Source organism: Microbulbifer bruguierae (genome assembly GCF_029869925.1).
Lineage (GTDB): Bacteria > Pseudomonadota > Gammaproteobacteria > Pseudomonadales > Cellvibrionaceae > Microbulbifer > Microbulbifer bruguierae.
In genome coordinates, this window is sequence record NZ_CP118605.1 from 1,480,777 (window position 1) to 1,503,353 (window position 22,577).

Sequence of the window (22,577 nt, forward strand, 5' to 3'; positions counted from 1 at the left end):
CGTAGGGCAAAAATAGATTTGCCAGAAATACGAACGCCCGCGAGAACGCGGGCGGTCTTGGTTCGCCTGCAGGCAGGCTCCTACAACAGGGTTAAAAACCCTGAAAAATCCCGATCAGCGCTCCAGAGTCAGCGCAACCAGTTCGCCGTCGTCAGACAGCGCGAACAGCAGGTCGCCATCCACCAGCAGCGGGATGCGCACCGGATCTCTGTCGATACGGGTGCGGCCGACAAAGCGACCCGTGGACGGATCCAGGGCGTGCAGATAGCCCTCAAAATCCCCCACAACCACGACATCACCAAAGTAGGTGGGGCCGCTCAGCTGGCGACGCAGCAATTCGCTGTTGGTCCACAAAATCTGCCCATTACCTACATTGTAGGCGTGGACACTGCCGTCGGCGCTGCTCAGGTACACCTGACCGGCGCCCACGGAAACACTGTGGTTGGTGGACGCATCACGAGCCCAGAGTCCGCGACCTTCATCCCGGGACAGTGCCACCACCCGCCCCTGGTAACTGGCGGCAAACACCAGTTCACCGCGCACCAGCGGCGCGCCGTCGATATCCACTACACGGTCGAGCTCGGCTGACCCCTGGGGAATCGCAACCCGCTGCTCCCAGCGGGTAATACCGTCGGTCGCGCTGAGGGCGATCAGCTTGCCGTTATCGAGGCCGGCAAACACCAGACCCGCGGAAATCACCGGACTGGAAGTGCCACGCAGGGTCAGTACCGGCAACTGCGTATTGTGGCGCCAGCGCTGTTCACCGGTACTGGCATCCAGCCCCAGCAGCTTGCCGTCCACGGTCTGCACCACCACCATGCCGGATCCTACTGCCGGAGTGGCAACAACTTCGCCGCTGAGCTGCGTGGTCCAGCGCTGCTCGCCGGTATTGAGATCCAGCGCGACTACCCTGCCGCGGTAATCGGCAACGACCGCCAGACCAAGACCAACGCCGACACCACCGCTGATGGACTGGTCGATATCGACCCGCCACAGGCGCTTGCCGCTGGTGCGGTCAAAGGCGTAGACGTCGCCGTCACTGTTGGCGGCAATGACCTTGCCATCAATGATGCCGGGCTTGAGCATGGCATAACGCAGGGCGTCGATGTCGCCAATATTGTTGGACCAGACTTCGCGCAGCTTGACGCTTTCGCTGATTTCCACCAGCTCTACGGGATCCGTGTCTTCCTTTTCATCGTTGGAAGCACAGGCACTGATCATCGCTGCCAGGGCCACGGCGACGATCCGGTTGAGCGCCTTGTGATTAACAATCATTGCGCGTCGCTCTCCTTGTCTGCTTCGCTTCCGCTGTCTGCGTTATTCGCCGCAGGCGCTTCTCCCAGGCTTTCAATTTTCAGTTCCAGCAGGCGGCCATTGGCAGCCTGTTCCGGCAGCAGCTGAGCGCGGGCTTCCAGGTATGCGCTGCGGGCAGCTTCCTTGTCGCCTTTTTGCATCAAGATGTCGCCGCGGGTCTCTGCGTAAAGTGCCGCGAAAGAAGCGGGCACATTACCTTCCAGCAGCGCCAGCGCTTCGCTGGTTTCACCTCGGGCTGCTTTTACCGCCGCCAGACGGCGCTTAGCCACCAGTTTCAGTGCTTCTTCACCGGAGTTGTCCAGTACCCACTGCAGCTCCCTGGCTGCTGCTTCCAGATCGTTTTTCTGCGCCGCCAAACCGGCCAGTTGCAGCGATGCCTGAGCCGAGTAGATGCGCGCAGCGTAGGAGTCTTTAAGCTCGCGGGCCAGGGATTGGGCGGTAGTCAGCTGTTTGTTGTCCGGGTTGCCCTGGTTGGCAGAAACGGCTTCTACAAAGCTCTGATACACGTTGGAGGCGGCTTCCGCTTCCGTGCGCTCCTTGCCCTGCCACCACTGCCAGCCAAAGTAGGCAGCTAACGCCAGTACCACACCGGTAACGATCCCGGTGCCATTTTCTTTCCACCAGCGCTTGAGCGATTCAATCTGTTCTTCTTCGGTCAAATGGTCAGCCATTACTTATTCGCCTTATTCTCAACATCCAATCTATAAAACGGTTTGCGGGCATTATGCCTGCAGAATTTTCGGCAGTTCCGCCAGCTCGACGGTCTGCTGCTCGGCATCCGAACGCAGGGATTTGACCGTCACCTTGCCGGCTGCCGCTTCATCTTCGCCGATGATCAATGCGTATTCCGCATTGCTCTTGTCGGCCTTTTTCATCTGACTCTTGAAGCTGCCGCCACCGCAGTGTGTCTGCAGCCGCAGCCAGGGCAATTCCGTGCGCAGCTGTTCCGCCGCCGCCAGGGCTTCGGATTGTACATCACCCACAGCAACCAGATAGGCGTCGATCTGTTGATCCAGGGCCTCCGGCAGCACCTGCAGGGTCTCGAGCAGCAACACCAGGCGCTCGACACCGAGGCCAAAGCCCACCGCCGGGGTGGGCTTGCCGCCCATCTGCTCCACCAGGCCATCGTAGCGGCCGCCTGCGCACACTGTGCCCTGGGCACCGAGACTGTCGGTCACCCACTCGAACACGGTCTTGCCGTAGTAATCCAGCCCGCGTACCAGGCGCGGATTGACCTCGTAAACCACACCTGCGGAGTCCAGGAATGCGCGCAGCTGTTCAAAGTGCGTACGGGATTCCTCGTCGAGGAAGTCCAGTAGACAAGGGGCATCCGCCAGCAGTTCCTGCGTCCCGGCATTTTTGCTGTCGAGAATACGCAGCGGGTTGCGCTCCAGGCGACGCTGACTGTCTTCATCCAGCTGATCCTTGCGTGCGGACAGGTACTCCACCAGCGCATCGCGGTAAGCCGCACGGCTCTCGCTGTTGCCCAGGGAGTTGAGCTGCAGGGATACGTGTTCGGATACACCCAGCTGCTTCCACAGACGAGCCGTCATCATCAGGATCTCGGCATCGATGTCCGGGCCTTCGATACCGAACACCTCCACCCCAAACTGGTGGAACTGACGCAAGCGACCTTTCTGCGGGCGCTCGTAGCGGAACATGGGACCGAAATACCACAGGCGCTGGGGCTGGATCAGCAGGTTGTTCTGAATCGCAGCGCGCACGGTGCCGGCGGTGCCTTCCGGGCGCATGGTGACACTGTCACCGCCCTTGTCATCGAAGGTGTACATTTCCTTTTCGACGATATCGGTAGCCTCACCGACAGCGCGCGCGAACAGCTGGGTCGCCTCCAGAATCGGGGTGCGGATTTCACTGTAGCCGTAACGGGCGAAGAGTTCGCTGAGGGTACTTTCCACGTACTGCCACACCGGGGATTGGGTGGGCAGCAAATCGTTCATGCCGCGAATGGCGCGAAGTTGTTTCAACGGTAGTCCTTAAAATCTTGGCGGTTTCTGGAGCGCGGAGCTCCAGCTCCGCTTCGCGTGCGTAAGCAGCACGCGTAAATCCGATGTTTGGGCACGGGCTCTGCGCCCGCGTGGCGGAGCTGGAGCTCCGCGCTCCCGGCGGCTACTCGATCGTTTCTTTGGCAATGATACTGGCTTCCTGAGCGGCCTTTTGGGCAGCTTTCTCGCGGATCAGTTTTTCCAGATCATCCACCAGATTGTCATTCTTGAATTTGCGGTCTGGCTGGCCGTCTACGTAGATGGCATGACTCGGCGTGCCGCCGGCGAGACCGATATCCGCTTCTTTTGCCTCGCCCGGGCCATTCACGATGCAACCAATTACCGCCACGTCCAGTGGCGTGGTGATATCTTCCAGACGGGTTTCCAGCTCGTTCATGGTCTTCACCACATCGAAGTTCTGGCGAGAGCAGCTGGGGCAGGCGATAAAATTGATGCCTTTGGTGCGCAGGCGCAGGCTCTTGAGCAGATCCCAACCCACCTTAACCTCTTCCACCGGATCCGCGGCGAGGGATACCCGCAGGGTATCGCCAATCCCGTCCAGCAAGAGCGCGCCAAGGCCAATTGCCGATTTCACTGTGCCTGCGCGCAGGCCACCGGCTTCAGTAATACCCAGGTGCAGGGGCTGCTCAATCTGGGTAGCCAGTTTGCGGTAGGCGGCGGTGGCCATGAAAATATCGGAGGCCTTGACGCTCACCTTGAAGTCCTGGAAGTTCAGGCTATCGAGGATATCTACGTGACGCAGGGCGGATTCCACCAGGGCATCTGGCGTGGGCTCACCGTATTTTTTCTGCAGGTCTTTTTCCAGAGAACCGGCGTTGACGCCGATGCGGATCGGGATATTCAGATCCCGCGCCTTGTCCACCACTGCGCGAATGCGGTGTTCGCGGCCAATATTGCCCGGATTGATGCGCAGGCAGTCTACCCCGAGATCCGCCACTCGCAGGGCGATGCGGTAATCGAAGTGGATATCCGCTACCAGCGGCACATTCACCTGTTTCTTGATCTCGCCAAAGGCTTCCGCGGCGTCCATGGAGGGCACGGAAACTCGCACGATATCGGCACCGGCCCGCTCCAGGCGCTGGATTTGATCCACGGTGGCCGCCACGTCGCAGGTTTCGGTATTGGTCATGCTCTGCACCGAGATGGGCGCACCGCCGCCGACCGGCACATTGCCCACCATGATCTGGCGCGACACGCGGCGAACTATGGGTGACTCGAACTGCATAACAAGACCTGCGTTGGCTGAAGAGCGGGTTAAAACCGTAGGTGAAAAACGGGGAGGATTATAGAGAGATTGGGCGCAAAGCTACAGGGCGCGGGGAAAAATGTACTGTGGCAATCTGTAGGTAAGAGCCTGCTTGCGGACGAAAGCTGCTGCGCTTCGCGCCCCTCACTGCCTGCAGGCAGGCTCCTACAAGGATTTGTTAGCCGCCTACTGTGAGTTTACGGGTGCGGCGGTTGCCCAGAGGGGCGCTGTCGACTTCTTTGCCGGCATAACTCACGGTGGTGGCTGCGGCGTTACCCAGCATCACGCTAAAGGGAGCCTCACCAGTCAGCTGTACGGTAGAGCCCGCAGGCTGCAGCTTCGACAGTAATTTGTTGCCCGCGGCATCGGTCACTTCGACCCAGGATTCGGCGGAGAACGACAGGGCCAGCGCCGAGTCCTCAACTGGAGCAACCAGAGATTCCTGCACCTCCGGCACCTCCGACCCCACTGACTCCACAGTTTCCACCACAGCAACCGTGTCCGACCCTGTTGACGTGGGCCCGGTCTCCTCTGTCACCGACTCATCAGGGGCTTCAACCTGAGCTTCTGCAATCTGAGCAACCTCGGCATCGGTCTCCGGCTGCCCGCTCTCCCACTCTGCAGGAGTTTCTACCACGGTGGCCATTTCCGCCGGTGGCAGCGCACGTTCACTGAGCTCGGGGCCACCTTCCGACTCCGCCGCACCCGCGGCCAGCTGGCCGGACACTTCCAACTCCGCGGCAACAGCACCGGATTCCTCCTGCGCCACTTGGGCAACAGACGAGTGCAGACGAGCAATACCCTGCTGATCGATCCACCAGTAACCAGCGGCGGCAGCAACGGCAAGCAGCAGGAAGACGGGGCGGAACGCGGCCCCTCCTTCCCGAGCGCCGCGAGGCTTTGCCATTACCGGACCGAGCTTCGCCTGCCCCGGCACCACCTTCGGTTCCTCAGGCACCTGCCGGGAAAATATCTCCAACACAGGGCCCGCATCCAGCTTCAACTCTTTGCAGACGTTGCGGATATAACCGCGCACATAGGTGGCTCCGGCAAAGCGCGCGAAGTCATCCTGCTCAAGAGCCTCGAGTTTGTCGCCGCTCATACACAGGCGCTGGGCCAGCTCCGCCCGGGTCAGGCCTGCAGCTTCGCGGGCCTCCCGCAACTGCGCGCCGACGCGGGTCACTGGCACTGCGCCAGTAGCGGAATTTACCGCGTCCTGAATCTGGTTATTTGGGATCGGGTCATTACTGCTCATTTTCGGCCATCATCTGCTGGTACTTCAGCGTTTCCGCTGAGTAGGGAAAGAGGTTTTTCAGCGCCAGGGCGTAACTCCTTTCCTTGTCCCGATTGCCGAAGATTTTCTCGATGCGAATCCCCAGCCATAGGGATTGCGGTATCTGCCGGTTCTTTTCGCTGAAGCGATCCAGGTACTGCTTTGCCTGGGAGTAATCCTGTTTTTCGAATTTCAGCTCTGCCAGCTCCAGAAGCGCGATGGGGAGATCCGGACTGAGCGCGAGAGATTTCTGGAAGGCTGTCTCGGCGCCGTTCAGGTTGTGCAACCTCAACTCGGCGCGGCCCAGGTTGGCCAGCGCATAGGAGCGACGGTTATAGGCGAGATCCTCCGAAGCCACCCTGAACTGCTCTCTGGCCTGCTGGTAGCGCTCCTGCTTGTAGAGAAAAGCACCGTAGTTGACCCGCGCCATGGAAAAATTGTGATCGTAGCGGAGCGCCTTTTCAAAATGGGATTCCGCCACTTTGTTTTCGCCATCCGCCTGATAGAGCAGCGCAAGACCGTGATGGGCCTGGGGGTCTTTTTTGCCCAGCTTGAGGGCTTGCTGGAAATGGTGACGGGCCACCTCACGATTTTCGTCACCACTCTGGAGGTAGCGCAAACCCAGCTGAATGTGGGTTTCGCGAGCCTTGTCGAGGTCGACCTGTCGACCGGAGTTGGTGGTAACACAACCACTGAGCAGCAGGGATACGAGTAACCCGGCCAGGAGCGCCGGGTTGGGAATTCTTGCAAACACGAGCTTCACCTTGTCTTTATTGGGTGCGATATACAGCTGATGCACCAACGTGACGTCGGTGAATGATCAGGTCTGCCCGACGATCCGCACCGGGCGTTCCGCATTGCGGTAGCGCTCCGAGCGACGAGTGCGGTCGTTTACCTGACCAGCCAGCTGACCACAGGCTGCGGCGATGTCATCGCCCCGGGTGGTACGCACGGTTACGGTATAGCCTTTGTCCAACAAAATCTGTTGAAAACGTCGCAAAGCGTTGTTACTGACCCGCTGATAATCGGACAGCTCGAACGGATTGAAGGGTATCAGATTTATCTTTACCGGCACATCGCGCAGTAACTCTGCCAGCTGCTCGGCATGTTCCGGCCGATCATTCACGTCCCGGATCATGGTGTATTCGATGGTCATCTTGCGATGGTTGTCCGGCATATTCTCGATATAGCGCTTTGCGCTATCGAGCAACATGGCAATGGGGTACTTCTTGTTGATGGGCACCAGCACGTTACGCAGCTCATCATTGGGCGCGTGCAGGGAGATCGCCAGGCTCACATCGGTCACTTCCGCCAGGCGGTCGAGGGCCGGCACCACACCGGAAGTACTCAGAGTTACCCGACGCTTGGAGATGCCATAGGCATTGTCTTCCATCATCAGGTTCATGGAATCGACCACGTTGTCGAAATTGAGCAGCGGCTCACCCATACCCATCATCACCACATTGGTGACCTTGCGTGGACCGTTAGGCTGCAACTGACCAAAAGATTTACACGCGATCCACACCTGACCAATGATCTCGGCAGCGGTCAGGTCGCGGTTGAAACCCTGCTTGCCGGTGGCGCAGAAGCTGCAATCCAGGGAGCAGCCAACCTGGGAGGACACACACAGGGTGCCGCGGTCGCCATCGGGGATGTAGACCGTCTCGATCACATTGCCGCCGCTGACTTCAATCAGCCACTTGCGGGTGCCATCAGCGGAGTCCATCTGTTTCAGGACGCTGGGGGCGCGGACTTCGGCGATCTCTGACAGCTTGGCCCGCATGGCCTTGCTGACATTGGTCATCTGCTCGAAATCATCCACACCATTCTGGTGAATCCACTTGAGTACCTGCACCGCGCGAAAGCGCTTCTCGCCCAAACCGGCAAAGAAGTCCGCGAGCTTGTCTACGGACAGGCCCAGCAGGTTCACTTTCTCGCTTTGTTCGCTAGCAGCTTGCACTACTTGTACGTCAGTCATGGGTTCACCTTGCATCCACTGTGGATGCGGAAATTCGGTTTTGGCATCGCCGGGTTGCTGGGCACGCTGCGCTCTACCCAACCTGCTTTACATCACGGCAGGTGGGCAAAGGAGCACAGCGACGTGCCCAACTTTATCAATCAGCGTGCGCAGATTTCTTCGGCTGCGAAGAAGTAGCTCACTTCGCGCTCGGCGGAAGCAGCGGAGTCGGAGCCGTGTACCGCGTTAGCGTCGATGCTGTCAGCGAAGTCTGCACGGATGGTGCCAGCTTCCGCTTCCTTCGGGTTGGTAGCGCCCATCAGATCACGGTTGGCCTTGATGGCGTTCTCGCCTTCCAGCACCTGAACGACAACCGGGCCGGAAGTCATGAAATCTACCAGATCCTTGAAGAACGGACGCTCTTTGTGCTCAGCGTAAAAGCCTTCTGCTTTTTCCTGAGACAGTTGAACCATTTTCATGGCAACAATGCGCAGACCGGCTTTTTCGAAGCGGCTCTCGATTTCACCGATTACGTTTTTGGCTACAGCGTCCGGCTTGATGATGGACAGGGTGCGTTCCAGGGCCATGATTTTCTCCAATTGAGGTTTTAAAAAACAAGGTTTTAGGCAGATACGAAAAGAGCAACCGCAGTTGCTCTTCCCTGAATTCTTTCAGACCGCGATCTGGCGATTATTTGATCAATCACCGTTCGCGGAGCGCGGATTATACGCGTAGATGCGTGAACTTTGTACTGCAGACGTGTCTATTTGGTCGGATTTTCAGGTGTGTACAGGACGCACGGCATGACACGGGTATCAGCGAGCTGACATCAGAGAGCTAATAGAAACCTGCCTGCAGATGAAGCTTTCCCGGCTCCGGGCCGTTCGCCTGCAGGCAGCGCACATGGCCGGTGGGGCACAGTGCTTGATAACTGGACCAGCGGCATTGTTGGGCAGGTCGCGGCAATCCTATGCCCAACATGCCCCCAGATGCGACGGACTACTCGTTCTCTTCGATCCAGGCCGCCTGAATGGCCTCCAGGATCTTTTCACCGCAGCGCTCCGGGTCGTCATCAAACCCCGGCAGGCCCATCACCCACTTGCGCAGGTCGACGAAATTGACCGCAAGCGGATCTACATCCGGATAACTGTCAGTCAACTCGATCGCAATATCGTGAATATCCGTCCACTTCATGGCGCTCTCTCGCTTAATGTCGCTCGGAAACCTGGTTGATGGTGTACTTGGGAATCTCTACCACCAGGTCTTCATCTTCCACGATTGCCTGGCAGGACAGGCGGGACTCCGGTTCCAGGCCCCAGGCCTTGTCCAGCAGATCCTCTTCCAGCTCATCCGGCTCTCCGAGGGAGTCGAAGCCCTCGCGCACGATCACGTGACAGGTAGTGCAGGCACAGGACTTTTCACAGGCGTGCTCAATCTCCACCCCGTTCTGCAACGCAGCGTCGCACACGCTAATGCCCGGCTCCACCTCAATGACCTTCCCCTCCGGACACAACTCCGCGTGGGGCAAAAATACGATCTTCGGCATATTCTTTAACTCCGAACTCCCAAACTCTCAATCGGCGACCGCCCCTTCAGGGCTGGTCAAATTCGTCCAGACTGTGGCCCTGCATGGCGCGCTTGATGGACTTATCCATACGGCGAGCGGCAAACGGCTCGGACAAGGTGTTCAATTCGTCGATGCGACTGCGGATTTCTTCAGGGGTACCGCCATTGTGGGCCAGGCGCAACGCTTCCATGGCCCGCTCCAGAGTGGCCAGCTCGCCTTCATCCAGGAGCTCCGCACCATTTTCCTGCAGCGCCACCAGCATGGCCTCCAGGGTGCGCTCGGCCTCGATCTGGGCCTCGCGCAAGGCGCGGGCGGCAATGTCGTCTTCCGCATGGGCGTAGGAATCCTGCAACATGCGAGTGATATCCGAGTCCTCGAGGCCGTAGGACGGCTTGACCGTGATTTCTGCGACTACGCCGCTGCTTTTTTCCATCGCCGTAACCGACAGCAGGCCATCCGCATCCACCTGAAAGGTCACGCGAATATGCGCCGCCCCCGCCACCATCGGCGGAATGCCGCGCAACTCAAATCGGGCCAGGGAGCGGCAGTCCTTGACCATTTCGCGCTCACCCTGCACCACATGAATCGCCATGGCGGTCTGACCATCTTTAAAGGTGGTAAATTCCTGGGCCTTTGCGACCGGGATGGTGGTATTGCGGTGAATCAGTTTTTCCGTGAGTCCGCCCATGGTCTCGATACCCAGCGACAGCGGAATCACATCCAGCAGTAACAGATCTTCGCGAGACTTGTTGCCTACCAACACATCGGCCTGCAGCGCGGCACCGATGGCGACCACCTGATCCGGGTCAATATTGGCATGGGGTTCGCGGCCGAAATACTCCTGCACCTTTTCCCGCACTCGCAGGGTTCTGGTGGACCCACCCACCAATACGACCTCTTCCACATCGTCCACTGCGAGACCCGCGTCCCGCAGCGCGCGCTTGCAGGCGCGCAGGGTGTTGGCAATCAGTGGGTCGAGCAGCTCGGCGAGCTTTGCCCGGTCCAATTCGCCCGACCAGTTGCCGTAGCGCACCGCAACCACTGCTTCAGCCGCCAGCGCCTCTTTCGCCGCACAGGCGGCATTCAGCAGTTTGCGCTGGACCGCGGCGTCGAGATCGGTACCCAGGTCAGCCTCGACAGCAATCCACTCCGCGACCACGCGATCAAAATCGTCGCCGCCCAGGGCGCTGTCACCACCGGTGGACAGCACTTCGAACACGCCCTTCGACAGACGCAAAATAGAAATATCGAAAGTGCCGCCGCCAAGGTCATACACCGCGATGATCTTGTCCGCGACGTCGCCGCCGTTATCCGCCTTGTCCAGGCCGTAAGCGACTGCTGCCGCGGTGGGCTCGTTTAACAGGCGCAGCACCTTGAGCCCCGCCAGCTTGGCGGCGTCTTTGGTGGCCTGTCGCTGAGCCTCGTCAAAATAAGCGGGTACGGTGATAACCGCACCGTCCAGGTCGCCACCCAGAGAATCGGCACCACGACGGGCCAACACCTTGAGAATTTCCGCCGATACCTGCACCGGGTTTACAGCGCCCGCTACGGTTTCAATCGCCGGCATACCGCCTTCGGAAGACCGGTCTGCAAACCGGTACGGCAGCTGCTCTCCGAAACTCTTGATATCCGCGAGACCGCGGCCCATCAAGCGCTTGATGGAGATCAGGGTATTGTAGGGATCCTCGCCGGCAGCGGCGCGCGCCGCGTAGCCGACATCCACACCACTTTCGCGGTAGCGCACGACCGACGGCAGAATGACGCGGCCATCCACCGCCGGCAGCGATTCTGCAGAACCACTGCGCACCGTCGCCACCAGGGAATTGGTGGTGCCGAGATCGATACCCACCGCGCGCTTGCGCTGGTGGGGTTCAGGGGTCTGACCGGGTTCGGAAATCTGCAGTAAAGCCATAAAAATCTTTGAACGTTTTGATCAATGGTGAATGCGCTTTACCCATCCACACTACGGGTTCGGGAGCTCGACATATCGACATATGCCGGCATCCGGTCTCAGTCCAGAAGGTCGTCTTCCAGTGCGTCAATCTGGTGCTGTAGCTTGCCAAGAAACTGCATTTTAAGCAGTGCGCCGCTGGCCTCTGCCAGCCCACCAGACTCCAGCGCTGCGGCAAATACCTGCTGCTGCACCTGAAACAGGTCTGCGGTTTCCACGGCCAGGCTTTCAAGCTCGCCCTCCGGCTCGGCGAGATCGCGCACATCTTCCAAGCGCTCGCGCAGAATCATCTGCTGCATCAGGAATTCACCATCGGCAGTGGTCTGCTCGGGGCTGATTTCCACCCCCGCCAGTTGCAGCAGATAGGCGGCGCGGGCAACTGGATCCTTGAGGGTATTGTTGGCCTCGTTGATCTGCGCCGCGTATTGCATGGACAGCATTTGCTCGCGCTCGGATTTGGCCGCAAACCGGTCGGGGTGAAATTCCTGTTGCAACTCCCGGTAACGTTTCGCCAGAACCTGGCGATCCACCTCGTAGGCCACCGGCAGTCCAAATATCTCAAAGTGGTTCTGTTGCAATTTCATACCAGTCCGCCCGACATTCCTGACTCTCAGGTTATCTGGCCGCGCAGCACCAGATCCTGCCGCCGCCGAATAATTAACAAAGAGCAAATAACAAAAAGGCCGGCATGCCCATGCGCACCCGGCCCTTTGCTGCCAGAAACTTCCCGCTTACACGTGGAAACTTTCGCCGCAGCCACACTCGTTCTTGACGTTGGGATTCTTGAACGCAAAGCCTTCGTTCAACCCCTCTTTGACGAAATCCAGCTCAGTGCCATCCAGATAGGCCAGGCTTTTCGGATCCACCAGCAGCTTTACATCACCGGTTTCAAACACCTGGTCGTCCGGCTCGGCACTGTCGACAAACTCCAGGACGTAGGCCATCCCGGAGCAGCCGGCGGTTCTCACGCCGACACGAATGCCGATGCCCTTGCCGCGACTTACCAGCTGCCTGGCAACGTGGGCGCGGGCCGCTTCGGTCATGGTAATTGCCATTTCGGTGCTACTCCTTACCGCTTACCTGCACACCAGCTGGTATCAGCTGGCGGCCTCTTCGGTGACCTCGCCGCGCTTTTCGCGAATATTGCGAATCGCCGCTTTGATGGCGTCTTCCGCCAGCACGGAACAGTGAATTTTCACCGGCGGCAGAGCCAGTTCTTCGGCGATTTCGGTGTTCTTGATCTGGGCGGCTTCATCCAGGGACTTGCCTTTCACCCACTCGGTCAGCAGAGAACTGGAAGCGATGGCCGAGCCGCAACCGTAGGTTTTGAACTTGGCATCTTCAATAACACCCTCGGCGTTCACCTGAATCTGCAGACGCATAACGTCTCCACAAGCCGGTGCGCCGACCATACCGGTACCCACGTTGTCCGCCTTGTCGTCGAGGCGACCAACATTGCGGGGGTGTTCATAGTGGTCAATTACTTTATCGCTATAGGCCATGACTGTACCCTCTCAATTCGTTTCAGTGCCGCGCTCAGGCAGCCGTTAGTGTGCTGCCCATTCAATGGTACTCAGGTCGATACCATCCTTGTACATATCCCAGAGGGGCGATAATTCGCGCAGTTTTTCTACCGCTTGCCTTACTTCTTTGGCCGCAGTATCAACGTCCTGTTCCGTGGTAAAACGACCAAAACTGAAGCGCAGGGAACTGTGGGCCAGCTCGTCGTTCACACCCAGCGCGCGCAGCACGTAGCTGGGCTCGAGGCTGGCAGAAGTACAGGCGGAACCGGATGAAATCGCCAGATCCTTCAGGGACATGATCAGGCTTTCCCCTTCCACAAAGGCAAAGCTCACATTCAGGTTGCCCGCCACACGCTGTTCCTGCGAACCGTTTACATGCACTTCTTCCATGTCGTTGACCTGGTTCCAGAAGCGCTCACGCAAAGCCAACAGACGCTTGCCCTCTTCCGCCATCTCTTCTTTGGCGATGCGGAAAGCCTCGCCCATACCCACGATCTGGTGGGTCGGCAGGGTTCCGGAGCGCATACCGCGCTCGTGACCACCGCCGTGCATCTGGGCTTCGAGACGCACACGCGGCTTGCGGCGCACGTAGAGAGCGCCCATACCTTTGGGGCCGTAAACTTTGTGGGCCGAAAAGGACATCAGATCGACTTTCATCTTCTCCAGATCGATTTCGACCTTGCCCGCACTCTGGGCTGCATCCACATGGAAAATCACCTTGCGCTCACGACACAGCTCGCCGATCGCGGTGATATCGTTGATCACGCCGATCTCGTTATTGACGTGCATCAGGCTTACCAGAATGGTGTCCTCGCGCAGCGCTTCCGCCACCTGCTCCGGATAGACGATGCCGTCTTCTCTGGGGTTCAGGTAGGTAACTTCAAAGCCCTCGCGCTCCAACTGGCGGCAGGTATCGAGCACCGCTTTGTGCTCAATCTTGGAAGTGATGATGTGCTTGCCTTTGCCCTGATAGAAGTGCGCAGCACCCTTGATGGCGAGGTTATCGGACTCGGTTGCACCACTGGTCCAGACAATTTCGCGGGGATCGGCATTGACCAGTTCAGCCACCTGGCGACGGGCATCTTCCACCGCCTCTTCCGCTTTCCAGCCGTACAGGTGGGAGCGGGATGCCGGGTTACCGAAGTTGCCGTCCATGGTCAGCTGCTCCGCCATCTTACTGGCGACGCGCGGGTCCACCGGGCAAGTTGCCGAATAATCCAGGTAAATGGGAAGCTTCATAATCATCTATCTCCACTCGCTGGGCTGTTTGCCAGCGCATACTGCTATCGCTTAGAACCGGGGCCGGAATCGAAGCCCTGACCGCGCGGCCGGCACCTTACTGCAAGCTGCCAATAATCGCTACTTTCTGTTCAAGCGCCAGATCCACGGTGCTGCGCTCATCCTGGCGGCGGGCGACTTCCTGCACCTCGGCGCGGGCAACCAGGTCCGCTAGGCTGATACCATTGAGAAAGCCGTGAATCTGGCGGCTGAGATCTGTCCACAGGTAATGGGTAAGGCACTGCTCGCCACCGGAGCAATCGCTGTTTCCGCCACAACTTGTGGCATCGACAGATTCATTGACCGCATCAATGATCTCCGCCACGCAAATCTCGGCACTGGTACGGGCAAGCCGGTAACCGCCTCCAGGGCCGCGCACACTGGACACAAGGCCAGCCTGACGCAGGCGGGAAAACAGCTGCTCTAGATAGGACAGGGAAATGTCCTGTCGCTTGGATATATCCGCCAGACTGATGGGACCGCGCTCGGCGTGCAGCGCCAGGTCCAGCATCGCTGTAACCGCGTAGCGCCCTTTGGTTGTCAAACGCATAATCCCTCCTCTCAGCTCCGGTTCACAGGCACCGCAGCCCAAACCAGCACCGCTGAAACGGCCGCGAGTATGGAATAACCCACTACTTCAGTCAAGTATATAGCCGAGTATAGAGGTCAGGTATTTGGTCGTCACTTATATCAATTGGCTATGTATACCCTTCCGCGGAATCTATGACTCTGCAGTTCGCCACCCCTGAACTCCTGGACCTCGCCCTTGAGTCCAGCAACCGATGTCAGTCCGGCCGCCCCTTGCCACCCACACGGTGGATATGATTCTGAATCGCGGTCAACATGCCCCGGAGAATGCCCAGCTCCATATCGTCCGGGCGCACTCTGCTGAACAGTCGACGCAGTCGGGTCACTGTCTGACGGGGGTTATCAGGATCTATGAACCCCAGCTCCCCCAGGGCCAGCTGCAGGTGCTCGAAATAGAGTTCCATGTCCGCAGCTTTGGCTGGCGGCCTGTCCCAGTCAGTGAAATTCAGCTCGGCTCCTTTTTCAGCCTCCAGCGCCGCCATTCGCGCCTCGTACACCAGCACCTGGACCGCCGTTGCCAGATTCAGGGAGCTGTATTCCGGATTTGCCGGGATATGCACGTGGAAGTTGCACGCCTGCAACTCCTCATTGGTCAAACCACGGTCCTCGCGACCAAATACCAGTGCGACAGGATGGGTCTGGGCCTCCGCCACCGCTCGACGACCACACTCTCGCGGTGTCAGCAACGGCCAGGGTATCCGGCGCTCGCGGGCGCTGGTGGCAATCACCAGGCCGCAATCTGCCACGGCTTCTTCCAGGGTCTCGACCACGACTGCCGAGTCCAGAAGCTCTGCGGCACCAGCCGCCCGCCACACCGCATTGGCGGCGGGGAACTCCCGCGGCTGTACCAGGTAGAGCTGGCTCAGCCCCATATTCTTGAGCGCGCGAGCTGCACCGCCGATGTTGCCGGGATGCGCGCTGTTCACCAGCACCACGCGAATATTGTCCAGCGCAGCCAGTGCGGAGTCAGAGGCCGATTGCATTGCGCTTGCAGAGGGAGAGGTCGCCATGAGGGTTTACCGGATGTGGGGGTAGGAAGGCACTGCCTGGCCATCCTACACTTGCCTGTTACAAATCGGGCGCGGAGTGTAGCAAAAGTGAACAGAAATCCCTACAATCGCGCCCGCCCAGCGAGCCTGGCGCTGCTTTTTTAGAAACCACAACTGATCGCGGAATCCCTATGGAACCCATGCTGAATATTGCCCTGCGCGCGGCGCGCAAGGCCGGTGAACTGATCGAACGCGCCTGGGAGCGCGGCGACCTGATGAAGTTTGAAGAAAAAGGCCGCAACGATTTCGTGACGGAAGTGGATAAAGCCAGCGAGCAGGAAATCATCTATCACCTGCGCAAAGCTTTCCCCAAGCACAGTATCCTCGCCGAAGAGAGCGGCGTGCAGGAAGGCGCCGAGCCAGAATACGAGTGGATCATCGACCCGCTGGACGGCACCACCAACTTTATCCACGGCTGCCCTCATTTCGCGATCTCCATCGCCTGCCGTTACCGCGGCCAGATTGAGCACGCGGTAGTTCTCGACCCGATCAAGCGCGAAGAGTTCACTGCCAGCCGCGGCCGCGGTGCAGCACTGAATGGCCGCCGTATCCGTGTATCCAACCGACAGGGCCTGAAAGGCGCACTGATCGGCACCGGCATCCCCTTCAACGGCGAGCCACTGGAGCATATCGACGACTATCTTGCAGTCATGAAGGAAGTGGCCGGGCAGACCGCCGGTATCCGTCGTCCAGGTGCCGCGGCACTGGACCTGGCCTATGTGGCTGCAGGTCGTTTTGACGGATTCTGGGAAATGTACCTGAACACCTGGGATATCGCCGCCGGTTCACTGCTGGTAAAAGAAGCAGGTGGCCTGATCAGCGATTTCCGCGGTGGCAATGAATACCTGGATTCCGGAAACCTGGTTTGCGCCACCCCCAAGACCTTCAAACCCCTGCTGCAAATTGTCGGCAAGCATCTGGGCAAAATCCGCCAGTAATCGGCTTCTCTCTGGAACCGGTGCCCCGGCACCGGTTCAGCTCTCCAGCTCCGGATCCAGTATACGGGCCCCGGAGCCAACACCCTGCGACGGTGCAGCCTGCAAAATCTCCTCCAATGGCACCGGCTGGCCAATATGGAATCCCTGCAGCAGGTCCACGCCAATTTTCTTGAGCCGTTCTGCGGTCGCCCCGTCTTCTACATATTCGGCAATGGTCCGCGCCTGCAACCGGTGCGCCACCTGATTGATCGACTCCACAATCATCAGGTCCACAAAGTTGGACTCCACCTGCCGCACGAAACTGCCGTCGATTTTTATGTAATCAATGGAAAAGGCTTTCAGATAATTGAATGAACTGAGGCCGTTGCCGAAATCATCCAGCGCAACCTTGCACCCCATCTCACGCAGGGCGGCGACAAACTGGCTGGCACAATCCATCTGGTTGACCATCGCGGTTTCGGTAATTTCGATCCCCAGCCGATCGACCGGCAGCGGGGAGTCCGCCAATAATGCAAACAGCTGCTGCTGGAAAGCCCCATCACCCAGGGCATCCGCTGACAGGTTCATGGCAAAACTCAAACCACTGGCCGCCGCCGCCCGACCGTTGCGCAGCAAAAACTCCCTCAAAACCCAGTCGTCCACCTGCAGCATCAGGCCGTAACGCTCCGCTGCCGGCACAAAGGCACCAGGCAGAATCAAGTCACCCTCGGCATCGAGCATACGCACAAGTAATTCGTAGTGACTGATTTGCCGCGGATCTCTGGCACTGGCGATTGGCTGCGCGTAAAGGCGTAAGCGATTCTGATCCAATGCCTCCCGAATACGGGAGGCCATGTGAATTTCCCGGTGCTGCTCCGCGGCAGCACTGCTGTCAGCCTCGTAAATCATGACCGCGCCGCGGCCGGCATGCTTGGCGGAATAACAGGCAACATCTGCCTGGCTGAGCAAATCCGCCACATAATTGTTATCGACGCGAATTTCCGTCAGGCCGACACTGGCACCCACACCGAAAACCCGCCCACCCCATGGAAAGCGCAGTGCATTGATTTTGCGCACCAGCTGCTCGCAGCGCATGCGCCCCTGTTCTTTGCTGCAATTGCGCAACAGCAGACCGAATTCATCGCCGCCCAAACGGGCGATACTGTCACTCTCGCGCAGCTGGCCGCGCAGAAAGCGGGTGACATTTCTCAGCAGCGCATCCCCGGCCTGGTGCCCCGCACTATCGTTGATGACTTTAAAGCGGTCGAGATCCATATACCCAAGTACATGGGTTCGATTACCCTCTTTGACACTCTCCACCGCATCCACAAGCTCGCGCTTGAATGCTTCGCGATTGGGTAAATGGGTCAGATCGTCGTGACTGGCTTTGTAGGTCAACTGACGGATCAGCTGACGGGTCTCGGTGACATCCTGAAAAACCAGTACCGCACCGAGTAACTGCCCGCCGCTGGTATTTAATGGCGAGGCAGAGCATTTGACGTCATAACTATCACCGCTGCGGCTGTGCAGCACCGTGCCGTCGGCAGAGGATACCGGCACACGAGTATGCAGACACTGCTCGACTGGACCGGCAATGGGATGTCCATCCCTGCTCGTGGACAACAATAAAACCGAGCCAATTTCACGGCCTTTTACTTCCTGAAGCGACCAGCCGGTGAGCTGCTCTGCCACCGGATTCATGAACGTTATACGCTGCTTTTTATCGGTCGCGATCACCGCATCGGCGATGGCCGCCAGGGTAACCTGGAGATGCTCTTTCTCTTCCGCCAGCGACTGCGCCATGATTTTGTTCGCAGTTATGTCTCGCAGCACACCGATCAGACGCAGCGGCTGCCCTTGCTCATCAGCATCCATAATGCGCGCCACCTCATGAATCCAGCGCGTTGCTCCCGAATCTGTATGCACCCGGTACTGACAATCGATATTCTGCGTAGCTCCGGCAAAATGTTCGAGCTGAATCCCCAAAAGACGCTCGCGATCCTGAGGCTCCACCCGCGCCAACCAGTCCTGGCGACTGGCCAGCGTAGCGGGATCAATACCCACTCCGCTGCTCAACCACTCAGAATAGAATGTTTTGCCTGTCGTTAGATCCCAGTCGTAGACCACCTGACCGGTGACCGTAAGGGAAAATTTCCAACGCTCCTCCGCTCTCGCCAGTTGTGTTTCACTGCGTTTTCGCCAGTCGATATCCTCAATCTGGACCACTGCGTACAGAGGTTCATTGCGGATACCCCGCGCCAGGCTACAGGACCAGTAACCCCACACCAGATCCCCAGTCTTGCGCTGAAAGCGCCACTCGGCACTTTGTACAAAGCCTTTTTCAAAATCGATCAGGGGGTATCGATGCTCTCCTGGCGAGGGATCCCCGGAAAAAACTACCTCGCGTATATTCAGCCCCCGCAATTCCACATCTGCATAGCCGATAAACCGACAGAAACTGGCATTGGACTGAATAATGCGGTTGTCCAGGGATACCAGCAGCATACCCAAACGGGAGGATTCCATGGCTGCGCGAAAACTGCTCTCGACCTCAAGAATACGCTGACTCCGTTTGCGCTCAATACTGGAGGAAACAGCCATTACAAAGGCGGGAATCATTGCTGCATACAGCGGCAGAAAATCCATGGGTGTGGAAAAAGTTTGCGCTGTGAAGGACAGCAACTCAGCCCGGTTTATCAGCGACAGAAGCAGCCACAGGGCGGTAGCAAAAATTATCAACAGCGCTTGCGGCAGCTCCAGCCGACTGGCCGCCCAGATCAGGGGCAAGGTGACGAATACGAATGGGTAGGGCAATAACTTCAGTACCAGCACCACACAGACCAGCACCACAAACGCCACAAATAGCAGATGTGCAGCGACACGCAGGTTCAAAATTTTTGCAACCGCTTCCCGGTCAAGCAAATGGATCAACGGCAGGAAAATACAAATACCCACTGCATCTGCGAGATACCAGTAGAGGAATACATTCTGAAATGAGGCCTGATGCAGACTGAATGCCACCCAGGCGCCAAACACCGGTCCGGTGAATGTCGGCAAGATGGCCCCAAAGAAAATAAATCGCATCCACTGCCCCATGCTGCCGAAAAAATTCCCATCAGCACAAAACATTCGCAACAAGCCCGCGGCCGATACCACTTCCAGAATTCCTGCCAACGAATACAGCGCAGCGGCAACTGGATCAAATCCACCGATCAGGGTGGCGAGGAAATTTCCCACATAGGATGCGGCGAGCAGGATCGGCCAGGTATTGATGGTATGCCGGTATAAAAGCGCGATAGCGAGGGCATCGGAAAGCCAGATACTGGCGACCCCGCTCTCAAATGCGAGGAAGTGTTTACAAAAGAAAGCGAGACTGAAACTACCCAGTAACAGCAATAGCGAAGCGGACACAACATCCGCTTGCGCTTCCCGCCTGAAATCAGAACCAGAGAGACCTTCCCTGGGAGCAATAGGGCCTGACATCAAACTCGAGTTCCTAATTTGTTATCGCGTTAATCCGTTACTTCACTCTTGCGATGATGCTATTTTTTTATGCGCCCCAATGCGCATGCTGCCGACACTGTTAATCCTTCGGTTCAGCGGCCGGCTTGGACGAAAGACTGTATCGCAGCCCCTCAACCAGTGTTCCCAGGTCGCAGGAAACCGGCACACTGACATCTACGTACTCACTGCCTTCATCGACAAACGCCAGCAGCGGGATCTGCGCCGTCAGACTATCACCTCGCACAATCCCCGAGAAATCCCTGAGCGAAACACCTGGCACATCCCCATCCAGCAGGATCATATCGGGGCGGCTAGTGCGCGCGACAAAGATCCCCTGCATGGCATCGGTCACCACCTGAACGTCGACCTGTGGTAGTGGTGTCAATATGGCCTTGAGACGACTGGCACTGGCGGCCCGACTTGTCACATATAAGAGCCGGCATTCCGAGATCGCGTGTGTATAAACCGGCCGCGCCGCCATTTGCAGCACTTCCTCTGGAGCATCGTTCATTTTGAACTCAACCCAGAATACGGAACCCTGCCCCTCTTCACTGTCGAAACCGATACGCCCGCCCATGGCTTCGGTCAGCTGCCGGGCGATCGCCAGACCTACACCAGTCCCTTCTATTTTTCCCCGCTCCGCGCCGAGCCGATTGAAGGGTTCGAACACCTGGGTCCGTTTTGCCGCTGCAATACCGTAGCCGGTATCCAGGACACTGAGCCGCAACCACCCTTCGGCCTGGGGCACAAAGGTGATGACCACGCGCCCGTTTTCCCGGTTGTACTTGATGGCGTTACCGATCAGATTCAGAACCACCTGCTTGAAGCGAGTGGGGTCGGCAAGGATATAGGCCTGCTCCCAACCGAGAGGCTCGAAGATCACACTGACCTTGCGTGTCTCTGCCAAAGGCTCCACCAGCTGACGGCAATCTGCCACCAGGCTTGCGGGGCGAACGGCCTGAATCGTAGGCGCCAGACGGTTACTGTCGATACGCGCGAGATCCAACACGTCGCCAACCAGATGTAACAGGTGTTGGCCAGCTTTGCGGATTTCCGCCAGCCGTAATCGCTGGTCTGGATTCAGGCTTTGATCCCGTTCCACCATCTGACTGTACCCGAGAATCGCATTCAGCGGTGTGCGCAACTCATGACTGAGACTGGAGAGCAGTTCAACGCGATCACGGTTTTCCGACTGCAACCTTCGCAGGTCGTGCTCAATTCGCAGCTGCTTTTTCTTACTCTCGGAAATCTCCTGCAGCGTGCCCAGCACCCGGAGTGGGCGCCCTGCACTATTGCGTTGTACATTGCCCCGGCAACGCACCCAGATGATATGACCATCGCGATGCTTCAGCCGGAATTCAGTATCCAGAGGTAATTGTTCGCGCACATTGTCTTCTATCGCCTGCTTGACAGCGGGATAGTCGTCCGCGACCACATGCGAACGCCAGTGCACAAACGCAGCGCGCACATCGCTATCGCTCCGCCCGCTGTGATAGCCGAGCATGCGCCAGCAAGCCGTATCCAGCACCACCTCGTTTACTTGCAGGTCCCACTCCCAAAGACCATCGCCGACCGCGTTCAGGGCGTAGCTACACCGCTCACCAGAAAACAAAGCCAGGGATTTGGCCGGCAGGGATTCACTGTAATCGGCACAGGCACCGAGGAAAAAACGCTCGCCCTGCGGTGCGGTAAACGCTCGCCCCCACAGTCGCAACCATTTGGGCTGCCCCTCGCGATCGTAGGCGCGAATCGTGGTATCGAAGAAACTCCCGCGCAGACTCAGGCGAGTGCGCAGTGTCATCAGGTTTCCGCGATCGTCCGAGTGCACCAACCCGAGATCACCACTCCAGACACCGCACAGCGCCGCCTCCGGGTCTGAATGCAGCTTGGACCAGAGATCGCCGGTAGCCCGCTGTAAACCGCTCTCTGGATGCCACTCCCAGATACCGCGATTGGCATTCAATAGAAGGCTTTGCAGGTATTGCACCTGAGTCAGTGCCTGCGACGGTGGCAATCCGTCCAGCTCACCAGGGTTGGCGAGATTCAGATGGACAGATACATTGTGGGGTGAAGCGGAATTCGACACTATCTTGTGACCAGCACCACTAGCGTTACCGGGATAATCTCCAGCTAGTGAATCACTTATCGACAGATAAAAAAAGGCCCTGCAAAGCAGGGCCCAAAATAGCGATGATGAGAGAAAACGGGAAGTCACGCATTATTAACAGTTGCCATAACCCGTGATGGATTCCCGGAGCGCAGGCCAAGTGGCCTACACACTAGATATAGCAATCAGCGTGCCAACTTTTATTAGTCACCTAAAATCCTCACCAAATGCCGGAAATGTACAAATATCAATCAACCACGCACCGCCCTGCTTCGCAAT

The 22,577-nt window shown here is 58.2% G+C and carries 20 protein-coding genes; 1 reads left to right on the plus strand and 19 read right to left on the minus strand.

Annotated elements, in window-relative coordinates; genetic code table 11:
• Window positions 1-114: 114 nt before the first annotated feature.
• From bamB to trmJ, 17 genes are all read right to left on the minus strand, one after another.
• Window positions 115-1,275 carry an outer membrane protein assembly factor BamB gene (gene bamB / locus PVT68_RS06320; RefSeq protein WP_280321837.1) on the minus strand — a complete coding sequence of 387 codons (1,161 nt, stop codon included), beginning with the start codon at window positions 1,273-1,275 and terminating at the stop codon, window positions 115-117.
• A complete protein-coding gene (locus tag PVT68_RS06325; protein WP_280321838.1) occupies window positions 1,272-1,985 on the minus strand; it encodes a YfgM family protein in 714 nt (237 codons plus the stop codon). Before PVT68_RS06325 ends, bamB begins: the two co-directional genes overlap by 4 nt.
• Before the next feature lie 51 nt (window positions 1,986-2,036).
• On the minus strand, window positions 2,037-3,299 hold the full coding sequence (hisS, locus tag PVT68_RS06330) for a histidine--tRNA ligase (protein WP_280321839.1): 1,263 nt from the start codon (window positions 3,297-3,299) through the stop codon (window positions 2,037-2,039).
• Window positions 3,300-3,441: 142 nt separating this feature from the next.
• Window positions 3,442-4,563 carry a flavodoxin-dependent (E)-4-hydroxy-3-methylbut-2-enyl-diphosphate synthase gene (gene ispG / locus PVT68_RS06335; protein WP_280321840.1) on the minus strand — a complete coding sequence of 374 codons (1,122 nt, stop codon included), beginning with the start codon at window positions 4,561-4,563 and terminating at the stop codon, window positions 3,442-3,444.
• A gap of 199 nt (window positions 4,564-4,762) precedes the next feature.
• The gene (locus PVT68_RS06340; RefSeq protein ID WP_280321841.1) at window positions 4,763-5,839 is read right to left on the minus strand and encodes a RodZ domain-containing protein; all 1,077 of its coding nucleotides are present in this window, start codon (window positions 5,837-5,839) and stop codon (window positions 4,763-4,765) included.
• Window positions 5,829-6,611 carry a type IV pilus biogenesis/stability protein PilW gene (gene pilW, locus PVT68_RS06345; RefSeq protein ID WP_280321842.1) on the minus strand — a complete coding sequence of 261 codons (783 nt, stop codon included), beginning with the start codon at window positions 6,609-6,611 and terminating at the stop codon, window positions 5,829-5,831. The genes PVT68_RS06340 and pilW overlap by 11 nt, the downstream gene beginning before the upstream one ends.
• Window positions 6,612-6,677: 66 nt before the next feature.
• On the minus strand, window positions 6,678-7,835 hold the full coding sequence (rlmN, locus tag PVT68_RS06350) for a 23S rRNA (adenine(2503)-C(2))-methyltransferase RlmN (RefSeq protein ID WP_280321843.1): 1,158 nt from the start codon (window positions 7,833-7,835) through the stop codon (window positions 6,678-6,680).
• Window positions 7,836-7,975: 140 nt separating this feature from the next.
• Complete coding sequence (gene ndk, locus PVT68_RS06355) at window positions 7,976-8,401, minus strand: nucleoside-diphosphate kinase (RefSeq protein WP_280321844.1); 426 nt, start codon at window positions 8,399-8,401, stop codon at window positions 7,976-7,978.
• 412 nt (window positions 8,402-8,813) lie between these two features.
• Complete coding sequence (gene iscX / locus PVT68_RS06360; protein ID WP_280321846.1) at window positions 8,814-9,008, minus strand: Fe-S cluster assembly protein IscX; 195 nt, start codon at window positions 9,006-9,008, stop codon at window positions 8,814-8,816.
• 13 nt (window positions 9,009-9,021) lie between these two features.
• Window positions 9,022-9,360 carry an ISC system 2Fe-2S type ferredoxin gene (gene fdx / locus PVT68_RS06365; protein WP_280321848.1) on the minus strand — a complete coding sequence of 113 codons (339 nt, stop codon included), beginning with the start codon at window positions 9,358-9,360 and terminating at the stop codon, window positions 9,022-9,024.
• Window positions 9,361-9,406: 46 nt separating this feature from the next.
• Entirely contained in the window at window positions 9,407-11,293 is a 1,887-nt protein-coding gene (gene hscA / locus PVT68_RS06370; RefSeq protein WP_280321849.1) for a Fe-S protein assembly chaperone HscA, read from the minus strand.
• Window positions 11,294-11,391: 98 nt separating this feature from the next.
• Complete coding sequence (gene hscB / locus PVT68_RS06375; protein ID WP_280321850.1) at window positions 11,392-11,916, minus strand: Fe-S protein assembly co-chaperone HscB; 525 nt, start codon at window positions 11,914-11,916, stop codon at window positions 11,392-11,394.
• Between the two features lie 147 nt (window positions 11,917-12,063).
• Entirely contained in the window at window positions 12,064-12,387 is a 324-nt protein-coding gene (gene iscA / locus PVT68_RS06380; protein WP_280321851.1) for an iron-sulfur cluster assembly protein IscA, read from the minus strand.
• Between the two features lie 42 nt (window positions 12,388-12,429).
• Window positions 12,430-12,834 (minus strand): Fe-S cluster assembly scaffold IscU, encoded by a 405-nt coding sequence (gene iscU, locus PVT68_RS06385; RefSeq protein ID WP_280321852.1) that lies wholly within the window; start codon window positions 12,832-12,834, stop codon window positions 12,430-12,432.
• 45 nt (window positions 12,835-12,879) lie between these two features.
• Window positions 12,880-14,094, minus strand: coding sequence for an IscS subfamily cysteine desulfurase (locus PVT68_RS06390; protein WP_280321853.1), 1,215 nt, complete (start codon window positions 14,092-14,094; stop codon window positions 12,880-12,882).
• Between the two features lie 97 nt (window positions 14,095-14,191).
• Window positions 14,192-14,683 carry a Fe-S cluster assembly transcriptional regulator IscR gene (iscR, locus tag PVT68_RS06395; RefSeq protein ID WP_280321854.1) on the minus strand — a complete coding sequence of 164 codons (492 nt, stop codon included), beginning with the start codon at window positions 14,681-14,683 and terminating at the stop codon, window positions 14,192-14,194.
• 235 nt (window positions 14,684-14,918) lie between these two features.
• The gene (trmJ, locus tag PVT68_RS06400; protein WP_280322476.1) at window positions 14,919-15,704 is read right to left on the minus strand and encodes a tRNA (cytosine(32)/uridine(32)-2'-O)-methyltransferase TrmJ; all 786 of its coding nucleotides are present in this window, start codon (window positions 15,702-15,704) and stop codon (window positions 14,919-14,921) included.
• 197 nt (window positions 15,705-15,901) lie between these two features.
• On the opposite strand from trmJ, the gene PVT68_RS06405 reads away from it, so the two are divergent.
• Window positions 15,902-16,708, plus strand: a complete 807-nt coding sequence (locus PVT68_RS06405) for an inositol monophosphatase family protein (RefSeq protein WP_280321855.1) — start codon at window positions 15,902-15,904, stop codon at window positions 16,706-16,708.
• A gap of 36 nt (window positions 16,709-16,744) precedes the next feature.
• Here the strand turns inward: PVT68_RS06405 and PVT68_RS06410 are convergent, their stop codons facing one another.
• Window positions 16,745-20,098, minus strand: coding sequence for an EAL domain-containing protein (locus PVT68_RS06410; RefSeq protein WP_280321856.1), 3,354 nt, complete (start codon window positions 20,096-20,098; stop codon window positions 16,745-16,747).
• Window positions 20,099-20,270: 172 nt separating this feature from the next.
• Window positions 20,271-22,277, minus strand: coding sequence for a hybrid sensor histidine kinase/response regulator (locus tag PVT68_RS06415; protein WP_280321857.1), 2,007 nt, complete (start codon window positions 22,275-22,277; stop codon window positions 20,271-20,273).
• Window positions 22,278-22,577: the final 300 nt, after the last annotated feature.

Coding starts and splice junctions, on each gene's coding strand:
- hscA (WP_280321849.1), bottom strand. CDS start 11,293: ATGGCTTTACTGCAGATTTCCGAACCCGGTCAGACCCCTGAACCCCAC.
- PVT68_RS06325 (WP_280321838.1), bottom strand. CDS start 1,985: ATGGCTGACCATTTGACCGAAGAAGAACAGATTGAATCGCTCAAGCGC.
- PVT68_RS06340 (WP_280321841.1), bottom strand. CDS start 5,839: ATGAGCAGTAATGACCCGATCCCAAATAACCAGATTCAGGACGCGGTA.
- fdx (WP_280321848.1), bottom strand. CDS start 9,360: ATGCCGAAGATCGTATTTTTGCCCCACGCGGAGTTGTGTCCGGAGGGG.
- hscB (WP_280321850.1), bottom strand. CDS start 11,916: ATGAAATTGCAACAGAACCACTTTGAGATATTTGGACTGCCGGTGGCC.
- iscU (WP_280321852.1), bottom strand. CDS start 12,834: ATGGCCTATAGCGATAAAGTAATTGACCACTATGAACACCCCCGCAAT.
- iscA (WP_280321851.1), bottom strand. CDS start 12,387: ATGGCAATTACCATGACCGAAGCGGCCCGCGCCCACGTTGCCAGGCAG.
- iscX (WP_280321846.1), bottom strand. CDS start 9,008: ATGAAGTGGACGGATATTCACGATATTGCGATCGAGTTGACTGACAGT.
- bamB (WP_280321837.1), bottom strand. CDS start 1,275: ATGATTGTTAATCACAAGGCGCTCAACCGGATCGTCGCCGTGGCCCTG.
- iscR (WP_280321854.1), bottom strand. CDS start 14,683: ATGCGTTTGACAACCAAAGGGCGCTACGCGGTTACAGCGATGCTGGAC.
- ndk (WP_280321844.1), bottom strand. CDS start 8,401: ATGGCCCTGGAACGCACCCTGTCCATCATCAAGCCGGACGCTGTAGCC.
- ispG (WP_280321840.1), bottom strand. CDS start 4,563: ATGCAGTTCGAGTCACCCATAGTTCGCCGCGTGTCGCGCCAGATCATG.
- rlmN (WP_280321843.1), bottom strand. CDS start 7,835: ATGACTGACGTACAAGTAGTGCAAGCTGCTAGCGAACAAAGCGAGAAA.
- PVT68_RS06405 (WP_280321855.1), top strand. CDS start 15,902: ATGGAACCCATGCTGAATATTGCCCTGCGCGCGGCGCGCAAGGCCGGT.
- PVT68_RS06390 (WP_280321853.1), bottom strand. CDS start 14,094: ATGAAGCTTCCCATTTACCTGGATTATTCGGCAACTTGCCCGGTGGAC.
- trmJ (WP_280322476.1), bottom strand. CDS start 15,704: ATGCAATCGGCCTCTGACTCCGCACTGGCTGCGCTGGACAATATTCGC.